This is a genomic window from Mesorhizobium sp. WSM4814, from assembly GCF_055811595.1.
Window position 1 is genome coordinate 189207 of sequence record NZ_JBVVQT010000006.1, and the last position, 18133, is coordinate 207339.

Here is an 18133-nt window from a genome sequence, read left to right on the forward strand (position 1 = left end):
TTTTCTCCCGAGCCTGTTGCCGAGCCTTTGCGCCCGGCAGCCCAATTACATTTCCTGTTCGGTTTCATCTTCCGCGCCCGCTTCCACGCCCTCTGGCGCGTCTTCGGGCTCGCCGCGGCGCTTCTTGGCTTCCTTGCGCGCCCTGTTGTCCTTCGACAGTGCGTCGCGGATAAGGTCGTCGGTCAGTATCAGCCGTGCTTCGGCAATCGCATCGTAGGGCACACGCACCGTCGGCTGTTCGCCATAGGCCGCCTTGTCGCGCTCGATCAGCACGCCGTCCGCGTCGCTCTCGGCGATCTTGCCCTTGAAGCGCTTGCGGTCGGCGACGAGGACCGAGGTTTCCATCTTCACCAGATGACCCGTCCAGGTCGCGAAATCCGACTTGCGAACCAGCGGCCGGTCGATTCCCGGCGACGACACTTCGAGATGATACGCCTTTTCGATCGGATCATCGACATCGAGCGCCGGCGACACTGCCCGGCTGACCTCTTCGCAATCCTCGACGGTCATGGTGCCGTCCTCGCGTTCGGCCATGATCTGCAGCGTCAGCCCGTTCTGGCTCGTCAGATGCACCCTGACAAGGCGGAAGCCAATGGCACGCAGAACCGGCTGCACGATCAGCGCGATGCGCGCATCGATGCCGCTTTCGCGGATGATGCGGTCGTCGCTGTCGGGTACCGTTGCCGTCATTCTATTCCTGTCGCTTCGTCGGCGGCCGGAAGGTAACAAAAAAGAGCGGGACCGGGTGGACCCACTCTTCGCCATACCGACCAAGAATTTGAGCCTGATATAGACGATCGCAGCCGTCGTTTCAAGTCCGCATGCAGTCCGTGTCGGTAAGCAGATGAGTTGTCCGCATGCAGGGTGGGCGAAACTGTCGGGGGCGGCAGCGTTGCACAGGGCGCATGGCGGCCATGCGCCAACGTCCCTGTGATATCAGGCAGTACGCGCCTATCTATGTTGCGTTGCACAAAATCAATCACGCATTGCAGCAGGCGAAAGGGCATAACCATGACCAACCGCAAGGTTTTCTCGGCCATCGGCGATTTCTTCACCGTGTTCGGCAGCGCCGTCGCCGCTTCGCACGCCGTCGAAGCCGGCCGCAAGCCGCGCGCGCACGATCTGCGCAATCTCGGCATGGATCCGGCCGCCTTCAACAAGATCGGCCGCTTCTAAGTCTAAGTCCGGCGACGCAGGAGGACATCTCTGGTCCTCGTCGACGGCAAAGTGCGCTAGGCGCGCTTTGAATAGCACTATCTTCGGACGAAGGTGAGGTAGGCTGGCCGACGGCCTTCGCGAACGGCCTTCGCCTCGTAGCGCGTACCCGGCCAACCCTTATAGGGCCGCTGCCAGTCGGCTGCCTCTTCAGCCTGCCACGCAAACGCTTCATGTGCCCGGCAGTGCAGCAGCGTCCAGTTCACATAGCTATCGATATCGGACGCAAAGCGGAATGTTCCGCCTGACTTCAGCACGCGCGCGAAACGGTCGAGATTGACCGGACTGACGAAGCGGCGCTTCCAGTGTTTCTTCTTCGGCCAGGGATCGGGATAGAGAAGGTCGATGCCGTCGAGCGAGGCTTGCGGGAGCCAGTCGAGCAGGCGCGTGGCGTCGTCGTCATAGACCCGAAGATTGGCAAGCGGCCGTTGCCTGACCGCCATCATCATCTTGGCCATGCCGTTGACGAAAGGCTCGACGCCGACAAAACCGGTCTCAGGAGCCGCCGTCGCCCGATGCAGCAGGTGCTCGCCGCCACCAAAACCAATTTCGACATGAATGGCGCGGACATCGGCTTCGAACAGGCTGCGCAAGTCGGCCGGCGGTCCGGCCGTCAGATCAAGCCGGTAGGTGCTGAAACCGCTTTCCAGTGCCGCTGCCTGCTGCGGACGGATGGCCTTGCCGCGCCGGCGACCGAAAAATGCTTCGGTCGCACGGCTTGGCCGGTCTTTCGGATCCATGTCTTCCGGATCTATGGGCGCCGCGGCTAGGCCGCGACTGCTTCGGCAGGCGCTTCGGCGAGTGCGTCCTTGAGAGCCTTGGCGAGGTCGGTCTTTTCCCAGGAGAAGGACCCGTCGCGGCCGGCCTTGCGGCCGAAATGACCATAAGACGACGTCTTGGCATAAATCGGCTTGTTGAGATCGAGATGGCGGCGGATGCCGGACGGCGACAGATCCATCACGGTGCGCAGCGCCTGCTCGAGCTTTGCCTCATCGACCCTGCCGGTGCCGTGCAGGTCGACATAGACCGACAGCGGCTGGGCCACGCCAATGGCATAGGAAAGCTGGATGGTGCAGCGATCGGCGAGCTTCGCCGCCACCACGTTCTTGGCGAGGTAGCGGGCCGCATAGGCCGCGGAACGGTCGACCTTGGTGGTGTCCTTGCCGGAAAAAGCCCCGCCGCCATGAGGCGCAGCACCGCCGTAAGTGTCGACGATGATCTTGCGCCCAGTCAGGCCGGCGTCGCCGTCGGGCCCGCCGATGACGAACTTGCCTGTCGGGTTGATGTACCAGTTGCAGCTGTCGGCGATCTTAAGGTCGCCCAGCGCCTCGCGAATATAGGGTTCGACGACGTTGCGGACCTTCTTCGAATCCCAGCTGGCGTCGAGATGCTGGGTGGACAGCACGATCTGCGTCACTTCCGCCGCCTTGCCGTCGATATAGCGGACGGTGACCTGGCTCTTGGCGTCCGGCCCGAGCCGGCCGGCGTCGCCGTTGCCTTCGTGGCGTGCGGCGGCCAGCAGTTCGAGGATCTTGTGGCTGTAGTAGATCGGCGCCGGCATCAGATCCGGGGTCTCGCGGCAGGCATAGCCGAACATGATGCCCTGGTCGCCGGCCCCTTCCTCGCCTTGCCGGTCGGAGGCATTGTCGACGCCCTGGCCGATATCCGGTGACTGGCCGTGCAGCAGAACCTCGATCTTTGCCGTCTTCCAGTGGAAACCGGCCTGTTCATAGCCGATTTCGCGGATCGCCTTGCGGGCGGCCGACTTGAACTTCGCCGGATTGACGAGCGGATGACCGGCGGCATCCATCAGGATGTTGCCGGCCTTGTCCTTCTTGAGCAGGGTCTCGGGGACGCGCACCTCGCCAGCGATGACGACGCGATTCGTGGTCGCCAGCGTTTCGCAGGCGACGCGGACCTTCCAGGGATCCATGCCGGTCTTTCTGGCCTCGCGATAGACCAGATCGACGATCTCGTCGGAGATACGGTCGCAGACCTTGTCGGGATGACCCTCGGCAACGGATTCCGAGGTGAATAGATAGTTTTGCCGCGTCACGGGTGTCCCCTCTTGAAAAATCATCGGCACGCTGCCGATTGGCGCGCCACGTGTTAGCTGTGCCGAGCAACGCTCGTCAAGCGGTGGGTGCCATTATCTTGTACCACTTTGACCGCCGGCAGGATGCCGCCAGCCTGCCTGGCTCCAGCACGTGCTTTAGCTTCAACACGTTGATGAGAAAGACTTTAAGCATGGCTGTCGAGCAAAATCGATCCGCTCTCCTGCATGCTTGCGGGATGTAAATTCCACGATGCGCGAGATCGCAAGAAATTGCCTGCCCGCAATGACGGCTTCGCTTTGTTCGACTTTTCAACGGCTGCCCAATCAATCGACCCAGACCAATCTGCGTAATCAATCGACTGCGTCGGAGGAAAGGGCCTTCACAAGCTCGATAACCTTGCGGCGTATCTTCACGTCGGTGATCTTGACGAAGGCCCGGTTGAGTTGAAGACCTTCAGGACTGCCGCAGAATTCGACAGCAGAAGCCATTGATGCATCCTCGGCAAATCCGCGGTTGCCCACGGCCTCCTGGCCCGGCGCGTCCTCGAAAAAGAAAGCGACGGGCACACCCAGTATCGAGGCGATTGCCTGCAAACGGCTGGCGCCAACGCGATTGGTACCCTTTTCGTATTTCTGTATCTGCTGAAACGTTATACCGAGGTTCTCGCCCAGCTTTTCCTGGCTCATTCCCACCATATTGCGACGAAGCCTGATGCGACTTCCGACATGGATGTCGATAGGATTCGGCTTCTTCTTGTTTTCTTCTGCCATTTTTTCCTCGCCGAATTTTTCCGGCTTTTTGTGTTTTTCTGCCCAAAACGAAGCCGGCGGCCAGTGCCCCAACAGAACCGACGTGCTGACTTCGAGAAATTTCAGGCGGTTACAGTATGAGTTTCTAATGTGTCGACTGTCAATTCGCCCGTAGCCGTTGCCTTACATTCATTGTGAAAGCGGCGAGAGCGAACAGCAACATGATCATCAGTCCATTAATGCGTCTTTGGCTGGAAGAAACGATGGCTCGATTGGAAATCGGCACGTGGACATCGATGGCTCCGCGGGCGTCGATTGCCAGCGCGTCGAGGATGTGTCCGCGCGGATCGACGACAGCGGAAATGCCGTTATTGGCTGCACGCAACAATGGCACCCCGTTCTCCACCGCACGAATCTGCGCCTGCCTGAAATGCTGGTACGGACCCGGCGTGTCACCGAACCACGCGTCGTTCGTGACATTCACAATAAGCTCAGCTGACGTTGCGTCAACCGCTACCAGATCGGGAAAAATGACTTCGTAGCAAATGAACGGAAGCACGCTGATGCCGCCGGGCAACGCGATCGGGTGCCGCTCATTGCCCGCCGCGTAGGTTGTCGGCCCGGCGACGAGTTGTTTGAGCCCCAAGCGGCCAAGCAGGTCGGCAAAAGGCAGATATTCGCCAAAGGGCACCAGATGAACCTTGTCGACTGCATCGGCGATTTGACCCTTGTCGTCGATTGCCACCACCGAATTGTAGTACCGCCTGTCGGCATCTTCCGCCGACCCGCCTTCCTCCCGGACGACGCCGGCGATCAGCGTCTGGCCGTCGCCAAGCATCTCTCCCAGCGCGGTCAGCGCATCGGGACGTTCGGCGAAAAAAAACGGCACGGAGGTTTCCGGCCACAGGATCAATTGCGGCTTGGCATGACCAGTCTCTGGCGCCTTGGCCGAAAGCCCCATCAGTGTAGCGAAAATCCGGTCGGGCACAGAAGGGTCCCACTTTTCGCTGAGGTCGACGGCCGGCTGCACGATGCGGACGTCGATTGCGCGGGTTGCGGGTTCGACCTTGGCAGCAAGCCTGACATAGCCGAAGCCGACATGGGCCGCGACGAGAACGGCAGCCAGTGCACCCCCAAGGCGGATATGCCGGCGCGCCGCAAGCAGGGCCGGCAAGGCAAAGACGAAGACCGCCAGCGCGTTGATGCCGACCATGCCGGTCACCGACACGCTCTGCATAAGCAAGGGCACCGGCATCGCCGCGTAGCCGACGGCATTCCAGGGAAAGCCGGTGAACAGAAAGTCGCGCAGCCATTCGGCCAGGCCGAAGCCGAAGGCAAGGGCGGCGATGCGGCCGATGTCGTTGCTCCACAGCAGCCGGGCAACCGCTGTCGCGAAGCCATAGAAAAAAGCGAGCGCCAGCGGAATTCCGACCACTGCGAAGGGAAGCGCCCAGGCGAAACTGTCGGCCTCGACCAGAAGTGCTGAGCCGATCCACCATAGGCCGGCTAGAAAATAGCCGAAGCCGAACCACCAGCCGACGGCGAAGGCCGGCCGCAAATGCCGGAACCAGCCATCGGAGGCTTCGCCGGTGGCGCCGTCGAGGAGCCAGACTAGCAGCGGAAACGAAACGAAACAGACGGCGAAGAAATCGTAAGGCGCCTGGGCAAGAACCGCCAGCGCACCGGCAAGAAACGCCACAAGCGCGCGGCGCCAGCCCCACAGCAGAATTATCCGGCCGGCCAGGCGCTTCATCGATGCTTCCGAGTCGTGCGAATCACGGCAGAAGATTTATCAGGCCGCAGTCCACGCTCCAAACGGCCACGCTTCAGCCAGACTGCCGGATTAGGTCTGCTGGACAGGTGGGGCGACCGACGCCGGCAAGAGTAAGTGTCGCATGTGAATTGTCGCGCAGACCGCACGTGCCGGTGTATCACTATAATGCGCGTGATAGAAATGCGTTCAGCCGTTCCAGCACGAGATCCGGGGCTTCGAGCTGAGGCAAGTGACCGACGCCAGGTAATGTTTCAAACGATGCCTGCGGGATCAGCGCATGAAGCGCTTTGCCTCGCTCCAGCGGGATCCATGGATCGTCCTTGCCCCAAATTATCTTTACCGGACACCTGATATCCCCGAACGCCGGCTCGACTTCGGCGGTATATTTTTCGTCGGCTTGCGCGAATTGCCGATAGAAGCTTCCGCGTCCCTCTTCGGCAAGCCACGGCTCGACAAGCCTCTCGAAATCTCCGGGCGCGATGTCATTTACGATCGCCCCCTTGATATATGCTTCCACGACCGCTCTGTGGATATGCGGCGGCAGGCCCAGAAAGGCATCCACATGGCGACCGACATGATCGAAGAACTCCGATCCCCAAGGGCGCATGGCGACGACATTCATCAGGACATACCGCTCGAAGTCGCAGCCATGCAGCAAATGCGCCCGTAGCGTCGTCGCTCCGCCGAAATCATGGGCAACAACGATGGGCTGCTCCAGGTCCCAATGCGCGAGCATCTCGGCGAATACTTCTCCTTGCACGTCGAGTGAGGTGCGTTGCTCCGCGCCTTTGTCCGATCGCCCGTATCCGGGCATATCGTACCAGTGGACACGATACCGCCTTGCAAGATCTGGAATAATCCGATGCCATGAGAACGAAGACCACGGCCAGCCGTGCGCCAGCATGAGCGCAGGCCCGCTACCAGATCGCCCCGCTGCCACAGTGCCCGCAGATGTTTCCACGGTCTCATCGAGTTTCCACGACATCAGATATTCTCATAGAGCGTCGGCCCTAAAGGTGGAAACCGGTTTTTGGGAAAATCCGACGCTCAAATAAAGCTGGTATTCAGGACAGAGCCGTCCGTACGAATTGGTTCGCAAGTGCTTGAACGGATCGTCGACCGTCATCTGGCGAGCGGCGTCTTTCACGCCTGCTCGGCGCGGACGGCGCGCCGCCGGCGCTCGCTTTTCTGGGTCTCCACGATGCGCACACGCTTGACGCGGCGTGGATCGGCGTCGAGCACATGGAATTCGAAGCCGGGGATGGCCTGCACCACTTCGCCGCGTGCAGGGACCCGGCCAAGCGTGTTGAAGATCATGCCGCCGATCGTGTCGACATATTCGCCATGCTCGCCGGCGGCAAAATCCTCGCCGATCATCTTGGCGACATCGTCGATCTCGGCCTTGCCGTCGACGACGAACACGCCCTCGCCGGTCTGGGTGATCATCGGCTCGTCCTCGTCGTGCTCGTCCTCGATGTCGCCGACCACCATCTCGACGATATCCTCGAGCGAGACCAGACCATCGGTGCCGCCATATTCGTCGATGACCAGCGCCATCTGGGTGCGCATCGCCTGCATGCGCCCCATCAGGTCGGAGGCGAGCATCGACGGCGGCACGAAAAGCACCGGGCGGATCAGGGTCAGGTCGCCGATGGTGCGCGTGAGATCGACCTTGGCGAGATCGAGAAGCGTGGCAGGGGCGGCTTTCCTGGTCGTCCTGCTCTTTCTGACGCGGGCCAGCTTGGTGATGTGAGCGAGCACGTCGCGGATGTGGACCATGCCACGCGGGTCGTCGAGCGTCTCCGAATAGACCGGCATGCGGGAATGGCCGGACTGCTCGAACAGTCCCAGAAGATCGCCCAGGTTCGTCGTGATCTCGACCGCCTCGATGTCGGCGCGCGGCACCATGACATCCTCGACGCGAACCTCGCGCAGGCGCAGAATGTTGTTGAGCATGGCCCGTTCGCCGGGCGAAAAGGCGCCGGCATCGCTCGCCGTTTCGGCAAGCGCGTCGGCGATCTCCTCGCGCAGGCTGGTGCCGTTGCGCTGCCTGAACAGGCCGAGCACGCGATCGAACAGGGAAGGACCGGCAGGCGATGGCTCGCTGGCGAAGCTGCCGGTCGTGGTACTCGGACTAGAGTCCTCTTCCGTCTGTTCGGATGGCTTGGTCGCACTGCCGGCGTCTGGGTGGGCGGCAGTCTCTGGTTTGTCGTTCATCGTCGTCCGGTCATTTGATCTTTTTAGTTACGCGTAGGGATCGGGAATGGCAAGCCTTGCAAGTGCTGCGCGTTCGACGGCTTCCATTTCTTCGGCCTCGGCGTCGGTCTCGTGATCGTAGCCCAGCAAATGCAGCAGGCCATGGATGACAAGATGGGTGATATGGTTGTCGACAGGCTTGTCTTCCAGTGCGGCTTCGCGCGCAACCGTCTCGGCGGCCAGCACAATGTCGCCCAGCATGGGCGGAAGCGGACCGCCCTTGGCGAGCGGAAAAGCCGGGAAAGACAGGACGTTGGTCGGTTTGTCCTTGCCGCGCCATCCCGCATTGAGACTGCGGATGTGGGCATCGTCAGAAAAAACGATGCTGAGCTCGGAACGGCCGGCCGCGCCGGTTTCGGCAAACGCGGCGGCAACGGCGCGATCGACCAGCCGCGTCAGCGCGGCCTCATTGGGCCAGTCGCCCGCTTCGACTGCTATATCGATGTCGACGGGGACCGGAAGATCCCCGCCTACAGATTTTTTGTCCTCAGCCATAAGGCTGCATCTTCAGCCTTCGGCGCCCAGGCCCCGGGCCAGCTTGCCGTCGCGGTCGTAGGCCTTGACGATCTCGGCGACCAGCGGATGCCTGACGACGTCGCCTTCGTTGAAGCGCACCGTCACCATGCCGGTGACGCCGTCGAGGATCCTGAGCGCCTCGACCAGACCGGATTTGGTGTTTTGCGGCAGGTCGATCTGGGTCGGATCGCCGGTGACGATCATGCGCGAATTCTCGCCGAGACGGGTCAGGAACATCTTCATCTGCATCGGCGTGGTGTTCTGCGCCTCGTCGAGGATGACGGCGGAGTGCGCCAGCGTGCGGCCGCGCATGAAGGCCAGCGGCGCGATCTCGATCACCTCGGCGGCAATCGCCCGCTCGACCTTGTCGGCCGGCATCATCTCGTAAAGCGCGTCATAGAGCGGCCGCAGATAGGGATCGACCTTCTCCTTCATGTCGCCGGGCAGGAAGCCGAGCCGCTCGCCGGCCTCGACGGCAGGCCGCGACAGCACGATGCGCTCGACCATGCCACGTTCGAGCAGCATCGCCGCATGCGCCACCGCCAGGAAGGTTTTTCCAGTGCCAGCCGGGCCGATGCCGAAGACGAGCTCGGACCGCTCCAGCGCGCGCATATAGGCGTCCTGGTTGAGCGAGCGGGCATAGATCGTCTTCTTACGCGTCGATATCTGGGCGGCTGACACCTTGCCCTTGCGCTCCAGCGTCGGCAGCGTCAGCTGGTCGTCGGCGGCGATCGCCATGCGCACGGCGCCGTCGACGTCCGACTGGCCGATGTCAGCGCCTTTCTGGAGAATGCCGTAGAGATTATCCAGGGCGCGGCGCGCCTGCTCGGCGGCCGAGGCGGAGCCCTTGATGGTCAGCTGGTTGCCGCGCGAGCGGATATCGACGCCAAGCTTCTGCTCGAGCCTGGCCAGATTCTCGTCGAACTGGCCATAAAGGGCGCTGGCAAGCTTGTTGTTGTCGAAAGTCAGAACGATGTGCGCCATATCCGAAGCCCCCGATGGTAGGTTCTGGGGCAGGTTCTTCACTTCCGCAGCGCTCAACCGTCTCTCCTCATCTGCCGAGACCTTCAGGCCAATTCGGCGAACAGGCTGTTGTAACCCGTCTTCGTGATTCGTACCTGGATAATCTCACCGATTTCGCCGGACTTTTCATCAACAATAACCGGCTGCAGCCACGGTGAGCGGCCGACCTTCTGGCCAGCCTGACGGCCCGGCTTCTCGATCAGCGTGTCGATGGTGCTGCCGACCAGGCTGGCGCCGAACTCCTGCTGCTGGGTCAGCAACAGCGCCTGCAGTCGCTGCAGGCGCTCGTCCTTGACCGCTTCCGGCACATGATCGGCCATTTCCGCGCCCGGCGTGCCGGGGCGCGGCGAATATTTGAACGAGAAGGCCGAGGCATAGTTCACCTGGTGGACAAGGTCCATCGTCGCCTCGAAATCCGCATCCGTCTCGCCGGGAAAGCCGACAATGAAGTCGCCCGAAAGCGCGATATCGCTCCGTGCGGCGCGGATCCGGTCGAGCAGCGTCAAATAATCTTTTGCCGTATGCCTGCGGTTCATCGCCTTGAGGATGCGGTCGGAGCCGGATTGCACAGGCAAATGCAGATAGGGCATCAGCGCCGGCAAGTCACGGTGAGCGGCGATCAATTCGTCGTCCATGTCGCGCGGGTGGCTGGTGGTGTAGCGCAACCGCGCCAGCCCGGGAATCTCGGCCAGCCGGAACAGCAGGCGGCCAAGACCCCATTCCTCGGTCTTGCCCCCTTTGGCTTCGCCTTCGCCGTGCCAGGCATTGACGTTCTGTCCAAGCAGCGTCACCTCGCGCACGCCGGCTTGCGCCAGCCGCTCGGCCTCGGCGACGATCTGCGCCACCGGCCGCGACACTTCCGAGCCTCTGGTATAGGGCACCACGCAGAAGGTGCAGAACTTGTCGCAGCCTTCCTGCACCGTCAGGAACGCGGTGACGCCGCGCCTGATGATCTCGGCGCGCTTCGGCTGCGGCAGATGTTCGAACTTGTCTTCGATGGCGTAGTCCGTCTCGACGATCTTTTCGCCGCCGCGCACCCGTGCCAGCACGTCGGGCAGCCGATGATAGGTCTGCGGGCCGATGACCAGATCGACAGAAGGCGAGCGGCGGATGATCTCGGAGCCCTCGGCCTGCGCCACGCAGCCGGCGACGCCGACCAGCATCTCGCGGCCGGCCCGAGCCCGTTCGGCCTTCATCTCACGAATGCGGCCGAGTTCGGAATAGACCTTTTCGGCGGCTTTCTCGCGGATATGGCAGGTGTTGAGCAGCACCAGATCGGCCTCGCCGATCGCATCCGTCGCAGTATAGCCGTCGGCGGCCAGCGCGTCGGTCATGCGCTGCGAATCGTAGACGTTCATCTGGCAGCCATAGGTCTTGACGAAGACCTTCCGGCTCGCGGCAGGCGGCGCGACCGCAGTTTCGGTCGCAGTATCGATGTCGTCCCGTTCGATCGTGTTCAATTCCATCTGGCGGCTTCTAACGCCTTTCCCCGACAAAAAACAGACGATTCTGCCTTACAGCGCCGCGCCTCCTTTGGACGCGCAAAGCGCTGGAGCTTTTCCGGCTTACCGGCTCGGGCGCGGATCGGCGAGCGCCGCCTGCACCATATCACGCACCTGACTTTCCATCAGCCTGGCCGTTTCCTTGCGGCTGGAGCCCTTGGAGAAGGCGACCGGCTCGCCGAAATGCACTTCGACATCGAGCCCGCCCTCCGCCATCAGCACCTTGAGATGCGGCATCAAATCCTCGTCGCCGATCCAGGCGGCAATCGGCCGGTGCCTGCGGCCGAGCGGCACGCCGTGCAGGCGCGTATAGACGATCGCCACCGGCTGGATGAAGACCGTTTCGGCCGCCCCTTCCGAAATCGCCATCGAGGCGGCGCCGAACAGCGTGCTCTTGAACGGCAAGATCATGTTGCCGTCGCTGGTCGAACCTTCGGCAAACAGCACCATGGCGTCGCCCTTGGCCATGCGGCTGGCGATCTCGCTCGCCTGGTCGCCCGACGAACGTTTGCGCTCGCGCTCGATGAAAACGGTGCGCTGCAGCTTCGACAACATGCCGATCAACGGCCAGCCGGCCATGTCGGCCCTGGCGATGAACGTCACGTCGGCCATCGACCCCAGCACCATGATGTCGGTCCATGAAACGTGGTTCGACGCAACCAGTAACGGGCGCTGATTGGACAAGGTCCCCTTGACGTGGATGCGCATGCCGAGCGCCCGGATGATGAGCCGGTGCCAGATCTTCAGGATGAACGTCTCGCGCCACAGGGCGGTCTTCATCGACAGTATCTGCAACGGCACGAGGATCAACGAGCCTGCGACAACGAGGCCCAGCGCCAGGAAAATCCTGATTTTTCCGATCATTCGCTCTTGGCCCTGTCCCGAGTTCTGGCTAGAGCGACGCGTCCAACTGGACGTCCAAGCACGCTCTAGCGCTTTTTAATCTGCGCATCTCAACCTGCGCATCGTGTTTTCCGAGAATCGGTTCCGATTTGCGGGCCGATGCGCTAGCGAAGATCGCGGCGCATGACAAGCGCTCCGGTCGGGCCGTGCTCGGGCGATCTGTAGTAGTTGGCACGTTTGCCGACCTCGCGGAATCCCAGCCGCCGATAGAGCGCGATCGCGGCGACGTTGGTCTCGTCGACCTCGAGGAAAAGCGCCTCGGCGCGTTGCGCATGCAGTTCGCGCAGCACCGCATCCATCAGTTGCCAGCCAAGGCCCTGGCGGCGATGGGAGCGCGCCACCGCGACAGTCAGGACCTCGCCTTCGCCGGCCGCCAGGCGCGCCAGCACGAAACCGACCGGCGGCTTGGCACCCTGGCCGGTCTCGCGCGCGGCATAGCCGAACACCGTGTCCTGCTCGATCAGAGCGGCGAATTCGTCATCACTCCACGGCCGGACGAAATCCTCGCGATGCAGCACCGACAGGGCCGCACTGTCGGCGACCGTCAGCGGCTCGAGCGCAAAGTCCCTGCGGCGCGGCTGGAGGAAAGGAATGCGCATCAGTTTATCTTCCCGGCTTTCTTCCTGGACAGGATAAACCCGGCCTGCGGCTTGGCGTCAGCTCCGCGCAGATAAAGCGGTTTCGGCTTTTCGCCTTCACCCTTGGCAGCGGCCAGCCGGGCATAGATTGCGATATCCGAAGTGGCGCTTGTCGGGCCGACGTCGAAGGCGCGCCCGGCCGATGCAGCAATTTGCGTGGCCGCGGTGCCGGCCAGAACCGGAAACCCGTCAACCGCCATGGCGGCGGCTTGCGAAAGCGTGGCCACCGCGGGACCGTAAATCAAAACGGATGCTTCGTCGTAAAGCGCCGCATGGATCTCCTCGCGGCCGGCGTCGAGCGCGGCCAGCACGGCGCGGCCGGGAAATGTCTCTTTCGCCTGCGCCGCCAGCGCTTCCAGCGTCGTCACCCCGATTGCCGGGATTTTCAGCGCCAGCGCCAGGCCCCGCGCCGCCGAGACGCCGACGCGCAGGCCGGTGAAGGAGCCCGGGCCGGTGGAGACAGCGATGGCGCCAAGACCGGCATAGTCGGTGCCGCCGATCGTCAACGCCTCTTCGATCACTGCCATCAGATGTTCGGCATGGCCCTTGCCGAGATCGAGCACCGAGCGGCCGAGTTCCTTCCCGGCCGCCGCGTCGTAGACACAGGCGGCGCAGAGATTGGCGGCACAATCGATGGCAAGCAACTTCATGAGACGGCCGGTTGGCAGCGCCCGCTTGGGGCACAGGGGGTTCGAAAGACAATTTCCCTGTGCCTGCCATGGCTCGTCCCTGCAAGGGGATAATGCATAAATCGTTTGGCGGCTTCGCTTCGACCTCGCCCAAAAAGAGGTAACTCTCGGCGACCACAACCGTCAATGAACCAGTGCCGCACTATGCGGCCTGGTCGATGCGCAGCATGTGATTGTCCCAGACATAGTTCGGCTCGGACCGTGTCGCGCCGCCGGCTTGGGCTATCTGCCCCGTGCCGGTCGTCGCCATGAAGCTCGTCCCGTCGGGCGCCACGCCGCAGACCTCTGCCAGTGCGCTGGTGGCGACGATCCGGCCGCTGGCCGCATCGATGATGGCAAGCGAGTTGCCTTCCGGCGAGGACACTGCGACGGTACCGGAAGCAGGGTTGGCGGCGACCGAGCCGATGTAATTCCTGAAGCCGGACAGCACGTCCTGCGGCATGTCGAGCAGTTGCAGATCCTTGCCGCGCGCGGCGCGGCCGACCAGCAACGGACGATCGCCGCCCGGCCCCCTGTACTGGCAGCCGAACCAGACCGCGCCGGATTTGTCGGTATCCATATGCCGGATCGAAAGCTGGTGCAGCGCCGGCGGCAATTCGTGCTTTTCGACAAGGTCGCCGGTAAGGCGGTCGACCAGCACATAAGATGGCTTCATCGTCGCGACGTTGAGCTCGGCGCGGCCATAATCGGGATGCGTCTCGATGCCGCCATTGGCGACGGCAATCGTCCTGCCGTCGCCGAGCAGCAGCAGCTCGTGCGGACCCATGCCATAGGTCGGGAACTCGCCAACGCGCTTGAATTTCGCACGCGCGTCATAGACGCCGACCACGCCGGCGGCATTGTCGAAATCGTTCTCGGTGGCGTAGAGCAGCGCACCGTCGGTCGAAAACACGCCGTGGCCGAAGAAATGCCGGCCACTGATGCTGGCAATGGTCAGCGGCTCGTCGCGGCCGGTATGGTCGAACACAACCGCGAAAGTGCCGGGCTGCCTGGCAAAGACCACCGAGCGTTTCGACAGCGGATCGAAGGTGACGTCGTGACCGCGGGCGGGCAGGTCGATGGCATGCAGCACATTGCCGGCCTCGGACAGGATCGCCGCGCCATAGCTGCCGTCGCGCTTGACGAAAGCGGTGGCGAAGACGGCGTCCGTGCTAAGCGTCTTCGCCCATGCCGGCGGCGCCATCGCGGCAACAAAGCCTGCCCCGGCAGCCCTCAGGAAGTCGCGGCGGTCGATCAGCGACGTTTTCAGAATCAGTCTCCGTCGAGCGACGAGAACCCGGCGGTCAGGCCGAATTCGGCGGTTAGCCTGGTGCCGATGAGGGTCGACAGGCTGGATGTCACAAGCGAGAAATGGTCGAGCTTCTGGCGCAGCGCCGGATCGGCAAGCGCCTTGTCGATCGGGCCTCTGATGGCGGTGGCGTCGGCGGCGCCGTTGACGAGCTGGATGTGGATCGATTCCGCCATCCAGCGCGCATCGGGCGACAGCGCGTCGCCAAGCTGCGAAGCCTGGAACAGAGCGTCCATGCCCGAAAGATTTCCGGTCAGCGAACGCGCGGTGTTTTGTGAACGCCAGTAGATCGCCTGTTTCGGCTTGTCGGCCTGCGGGCTACTGCCCAGAAAACCTTTCAGGCGCACGTCACGGACCATCTCCAGTTCGTTGATGAAGACGCCGACCAGTTCGGTCACCGCTTCCGTGCCGTCGCGGTAGAGTGCGTTCTGCGGCCCCGGATTGGCCCAAAGTGCTGCAAAGCCGTCGGGCTTGTTCCAGGCGTCGCTGACCTCGGCGGCAATCGTTTCGATGTTGCCGGCGACGGCCGCGCCGTAAGCGCAGCGATAGGGATCGTCCCTGCCGGCGAGCCGCTCGGCGCCGTCGCCGTAAAGCACGAATTCCAGCGCGCCGAGCCCTTGCATGGCGACGCTCTTTTTCGCCAGATGGGCCGGATCGGCGGCGGTCCGGTCTTTACTGGCCAACGCCGCCTGCACCTGCCTCAGACCGATGCTCTTGCGGTCCGGCCAAAACAGCATGCGTTCCAGCCGGTTGTTCTGCGTGATCGGCCCGATGCGGATGATCTCGACGACCGACCAGGCATCCACGGTGCCGGAGAATTCGGCGCGCGCCGCATCGAGATGGTCCTGCGAAGGCGCGTCGCACAGCGTCCGCACTGCCTTGCTCAGGCTGTCGGCATGGTCTTGCAGGCGTGCATAGGCCGGGCGGACAAAGCCGTCGATCGCTCGCTGGATCACGTCGGAAGCCTTCACCGCTGCGGACGCCGGCAATGAGCCGGCGAGGACCAGCGGGAGAACCAGGACAAACGCCAGACGCTTCGACATCACAAAGACTCCAGGAATTTGATCAGTGCGGCGCGATCGGGCGCGGCGGCGGCGGCAAAGCGGTCGCGCGCCTTTTGCCCCTCGCCGCCATGCCACAGGATCGCCTCGGTCAGGGTGCGCGCCCGCCCGTCGTGCAGGAAGAAGGTGTTGCCGTTGACGGTCTGGGTAAGACCGATGCCCCACAGCGGCGGCGTGCGCCATTCGCTCCCGCTGGCATCGCCCACCGCTTGCCCGTCGGCGAGGCCCGGCCCCATGTCGTGCAGCAGAAAATCGGAATAGGGCCAGATCAGCTGGAAGGCCTGCGCCTTGTTGGGCGTGCCGCGGCGGGTGACGAATTTCGGCGTATGGCAGGCAATGCAGCCCATGTCGTAGAACAGCTTCTTGCCGGCCAGCACATCGGGCTTGTCGAGATCGCGCCGCGCCGGCACGGCGAGGTTTTGCGAATAGAAGGTGACCAGGTCCATCACCGGCGGCGGCGCCTCGACCGGGCCGAGCCGCTCCTGTACGCCGTTGGCCATGGCAAGGCAGTTCTTTTCGGCCGCGGTGCAATCGCCCCAGTGGTTCGGCACTTCCGGCGTCGAAATGCCGATGTCGCCGGCGAACGCGTCCGCCGCTTGCTGGCGAATCGAAGGTGTCTGCGCCTTCCAGCCAAAGCGGCCGAGCGTCGGCTCGCCGCTCTGGCCGTCGCGCACGATATTGGGCTTGCCGGAGATGCCGTCACTGTTGCGATCGTCCGGATCGGCACTGGCGAGAATGTCGGCCGGCGCGATTTGCTCGACCAGGCCGAGGCCGATCATCGGCGGCGTCAAGCGCGGCGAAAGCGTGGTGTGCGGATCGAGCGGCCCGTTGGCAAGATCATCGACCGAATAGCTCGGCTTGCGCAGCCAAACCACGGTGCCGTCCGGCAGGGTGGCTTTTTGCTCCTGATAGACGACACGCATCCTGCCTTCGCCGCGAAGGCCCGGAACGGCCAGTTCCTGCAATTGCGAGCCGTAGACCGGATCGGGGAAGTTGAGCACCTTGCCGGCGGCGAGCGCTGCTTTCTCCTCCTCGGTGCTCGCCTGCCGCGCCAGCCGCAGGAACATCGAGGTGGTGCCGCTGTCGGCTTGCGGCGGATGACCGCGACCGTCCTTCAGATGGCAATTCTGGCACGCCCGCTCGTTGAACAGCGGACCAAGCCCGTCCGATGCCTGCGTCGACGAGGGCGATGACACCCAGTTCTTGCGGAAAAGAGCATTGCCGAGCTTGAAGGTGCCTTGTTCCTCGAAAGTGACATTGGCGGAAGATTGCGAGAAAGCGTCCTTGTTGGCGCCTTTCCGCGACGTGCCGGCGCCGCCCTGCATCGGCTCGAACTGCTCGGGCTTGGAGAAATCCCTGGTCGGCCTGGTGATGGCAATGGCGCGCGCCAGATCCTTCGGCGTCAGATCGGCACGGCTGGTGGCGAGACCCGCCGGTTCGGGCGCGCCGGCCAGCGCCGAGGCGGTCAGCACGACCACTACGGCAGGCGAAAGCCGGCGAAGCCAGCCGTATCGCAGGTTGTGCTGGGACGGCAGGCCGCAATCCTCGGCCCGCCGCAAGCGGCGCAAGTAGTCTAAGCGGCGCCGCATTCCCGCATGTCCCTAATCCGCCTCGTCGGCCGATGCGGCGTTGAGCTGGCCGTATTTTTCCTCGCCGATCGAGGCGAGCAGGTCGAGTTGCGTCTCGAGGAAGTCGATATGACCTTCCTCGTCGGACAACAAATCCTCGAACAGCTTCATCGTCACATAGTCACCTGCTTCGTCACAAATCTCGCGCGACCGTTTGTAGGCAGTGCGCGCGTCATACTCGCCGGCAAGATCCGATTCGAGCACTTCCTTGACATTCTGTCCGATGCGCAGCGGCGCTACCGACTGCAGGTTCGGATGGCCTTCAAGGAAGATGATACGGGCCACGAGCCGGTCGGCATGGTGCATCTCCTCGATCGATTCGGCGCGTTCCTTCTTTGCCAGCTTGGCGTATCCCCAGTCCTCCAGCAGCCGGAAATGCACCCAGTACTGATTGACTGCTCCAAGTTCCAGAAACAGAGCTTCGTTAAGCCGCTCTATGATCTGTTGTTCGCCTTTCATGGGTTCTGCTCCCGTATTGGACGCGCAGGCCTCTGACGCGATCCAGGTGTGAAACGACGTCCACGCCGCTCGCCTCCGAGCGGGCGTGGTAATTTTCGGTTACCCGAATGATCGTTTCGACCACATTTGGGAAGCAGCCGCAACAGCGACCACGCTTCTGCATGGCATGATAGATCTTCGCCGGCACGATAAGCTGCCAGGGATCCTGATCCAGCAGCCCGACGATCGTCTGCTCAATCTCCTTCTCGGTGATGATGTTGCAATGGCAGATCAGCATTATTTGCTCTGTGTGGCTGACGGCGCGTGCTCAGCGCCGTGTGGCTTATTTTCTTGAGTGGAGCCTGGAGCCGAGACCGACTTCCACTTCGCGACGCG

At 62.9% G+C, this 18133-nt stretch carries 19 protein-coding genes; 1 reads left to right on the plus strand and 18 read right to left on the minus strand.

The window, feature by feature from the left end:
• Nucleotides 1-45 precede the first annotated feature (45 nt).
• A complete protein-coding gene (gene rimP, locus AC0L2V_RS12850) occupies nt 46-690 on the minus strand; it encodes a ribosome maturation factor RimP (protein WP_473520242.1) in 645 nt (214 codons plus the stop codon).
• Between the two features lie 321 nt (nt 691-1011).
• Between rimP and AC0L2V_RS12855 the strand changes: the two genes are divergently transcribed.
• Complete coding sequence (locus tag AC0L2V_RS12855) at nt 1012-1176, plus strand: hypothetical protein (protein WP_077377234.1); 165 nt, start codon at nt 1012-1014, stop codon at nt 1174-1176.
• Nucleotides 1177-1253: 77 nt separating this feature from the next.
• Here the strand turns inward: AC0L2V_RS12855 and trmB are convergent, their stop codons facing one another.
• From trmB to AC0L2V_RS12940, 17 genes are all read right to left on the minus strand, one after another.
• Nucleotides 1254-1955: a tRNA (guanosine(46)-N7)-methyltransferase TrmB gene (gene trmB / locus AC0L2V_RS12860; protein WP_473518123.1), complete on the minus strand. Its 702-nt coding sequence runs from the start codon at nt 1953-1955 to the stop codon at nt 1254-1256.
• Between the two features lie 26 nt (nt 1956-1981).
• The gene (gene metK / locus AC0L2V_RS12865; RefSeq protein WP_210163894.1) at nt 1982-3295 is read right to left on the minus strand and encodes a methionine adenosyltransferase; all 1314 of its coding nucleotides are present in this window, start codon (nt 3293-3295) and stop codon (nt 1982-1984) included.
• A gap of 327 nt (nt 3296-3622) precedes the next feature.
• The gene (locus AC0L2V_RS12870; RefSeq protein WP_473520243.1) at nt 3623-4042 is read right to left on the minus strand and encodes a helix-turn-helix domain-containing protein; all 420 of its coding nucleotides are present in this window, start codon (nt 4040-4042) and stop codon (nt 3623-3625) included.
• Between the two features lie 139 nt (nt 4043-4181).
• Nucleotides 4182-5774 (minus strand): apolipoprotein N-acyltransferase, encoded by a 1593-nt coding sequence (lnt, locus tag AC0L2V_RS12875; RefSeq protein ID WP_473520244.1) that lies wholly within the window; start codon nt 5772-5774, stop codon nt 4182-4184.
• 181 nt (nt 5775-5955) lie between these two features.
• Nucleotides 5956-6780: an alpha/beta fold hydrolase gene (locus AC0L2V_RS12880; protein ID WP_287376207.1), complete on the minus strand. Its 825-nt coding sequence runs from the start codon at nt 6778-6780 to the stop codon at nt 5956-5958.
• A 158-nt stretch (nt 6781-6938) separates the two neighbouring features.
• On the minus strand, nt 6939-8012 hold the full coding sequence (locus AC0L2V_RS12885; RefSeq protein ID WP_023802107.1) for a hemolysin family protein: 1074 nt from the start codon (nt 8010-8012) through the stop codon (nt 6939-6941).
• Nucleotides 8013-8039: 27 nt separating this feature from the next.
• On the minus strand, nt 8040-8546 hold the full coding sequence (ybeY, locus tag AC0L2V_RS12890) for an rRNA maturation RNase YbeY (RefSeq protein ID WP_473520245.1): 507 nt from the start codon (nt 8544-8546) through the stop codon (nt 8040-8042).
• 12 nt (nt 8547-8558) lie between these two features.
• Nucleotides 8559-9551 carry a PhoH family protein gene (locus tag AC0L2V_RS12895; RefSeq protein ID WP_287305617.1) on the minus strand — a complete coding sequence of 331 codons (993 nt, stop codon included), beginning with the start codon at nt 9549-9551 and terminating at the stop codon, nt 8559-8561.
• Between the two features lie 83 nt (nt 9552-9634).
• Nucleotides 9635-11056 (minus strand): tRNA (N6-isopentenyl adenosine(37)-C2)-methylthiotransferase MiaB, encoded by a 1422-nt coding sequence (miaB, locus tag AC0L2V_RS12900; RefSeq protein ID WP_287258257.1) that lies wholly within the window; start codon nt 11054-11056, stop codon nt 9635-9637.
• A 99-nt stretch (nt 11057-11155) separates the two neighbouring features.
• Nucleotides 11156-11956: a lyso-ornithine lipid O-acyltransferase gene (olsA, locus tag AC0L2V_RS12905; protein WP_473520246.1), complete on the minus strand. Its 801-nt coding sequence runs from the start codon at nt 11954-11956 to the stop codon at nt 11156-11158.
• A 143-nt stretch (nt 11957-12099) separates the two neighbouring features.
• On the minus strand, nt 12100-12594 hold the full coding sequence (rimI, locus tag AC0L2V_RS12910; RefSeq protein WP_023802102.1) for a ribosomal protein S18-alanine N-acetyltransferase: 495 nt from the start codon (nt 12592-12594) through the stop codon (nt 12100-12102).
• Nucleotides 12594-13283: a tRNA (adenosine(37)-N6)-threonylcarbamoyltransferase complex dimerization subunit type 1 TsaB gene (gene tsaB, locus AC0L2V_RS12915; RefSeq protein ID WP_473520247.1), complete on the minus strand. Its 690-nt coding sequence runs from the start codon at nt 13281-13283 to the stop codon at nt 12594-12596. Before tsaB ends, rimI begins: the two co-directional genes overlap by 1 nt.
• A 181-nt stretch (nt 13284-13464) precedes the next feature.
• A complete protein-coding gene (locus AC0L2V_RS12920; protein WP_473520260.1) occupies nt 13465-14571 on the minus strand; it encodes a DUF1513 domain-containing protein in 1107 nt (368 codons plus the stop codon).
• A 2-nt stretch (nt 14572-14573) separates the two neighbouring features.
• A complete protein-coding gene (locus AC0L2V_RS12925; protein WP_473520248.1) occupies nt 14574-15653 on the minus strand; it encodes an imelysin family protein in 1080 nt (359 codons plus the stop codon).
• The gene (locus AC0L2V_RS12930; protein ID WP_473520249.1) at nt 15653-17260 is read right to left on the minus strand and encodes a di-heme oxidoreductase family protein; all 1608 of its coding nucleotides are present in this window, start codon (nt 17258-17260) and stop codon (nt 15653-15655) included. The genes AC0L2V_RS12925 and AC0L2V_RS12930 overlap by 1 nt, the downstream gene beginning before the upstream one ends.
• A gap of 12 nt (nt 17261-17272) precedes the next feature.
• Complete coding sequence (gene bfr / locus AC0L2V_RS12935) at nt 17273-17758, minus strand: bacterioferritin (protein WP_023802097.1); 486 nt, start codon at nt 17756-17758, stop codon at nt 17273-17275.
• Nucleotides 17724-18035, minus strand: a complete 312-nt coding sequence (locus AC0L2V_RS12940; protein WP_023802096.1) for a (2Fe-2S)-binding protein — start codon at nt 18033-18035, stop codon at nt 17724-17726. The genes bfr and AC0L2V_RS12940 overlap by 35 nt, the downstream gene beginning before the upstream one ends.
• Between the last annotated feature and the right edge of the window lie 98 nt (nt 18036-18133).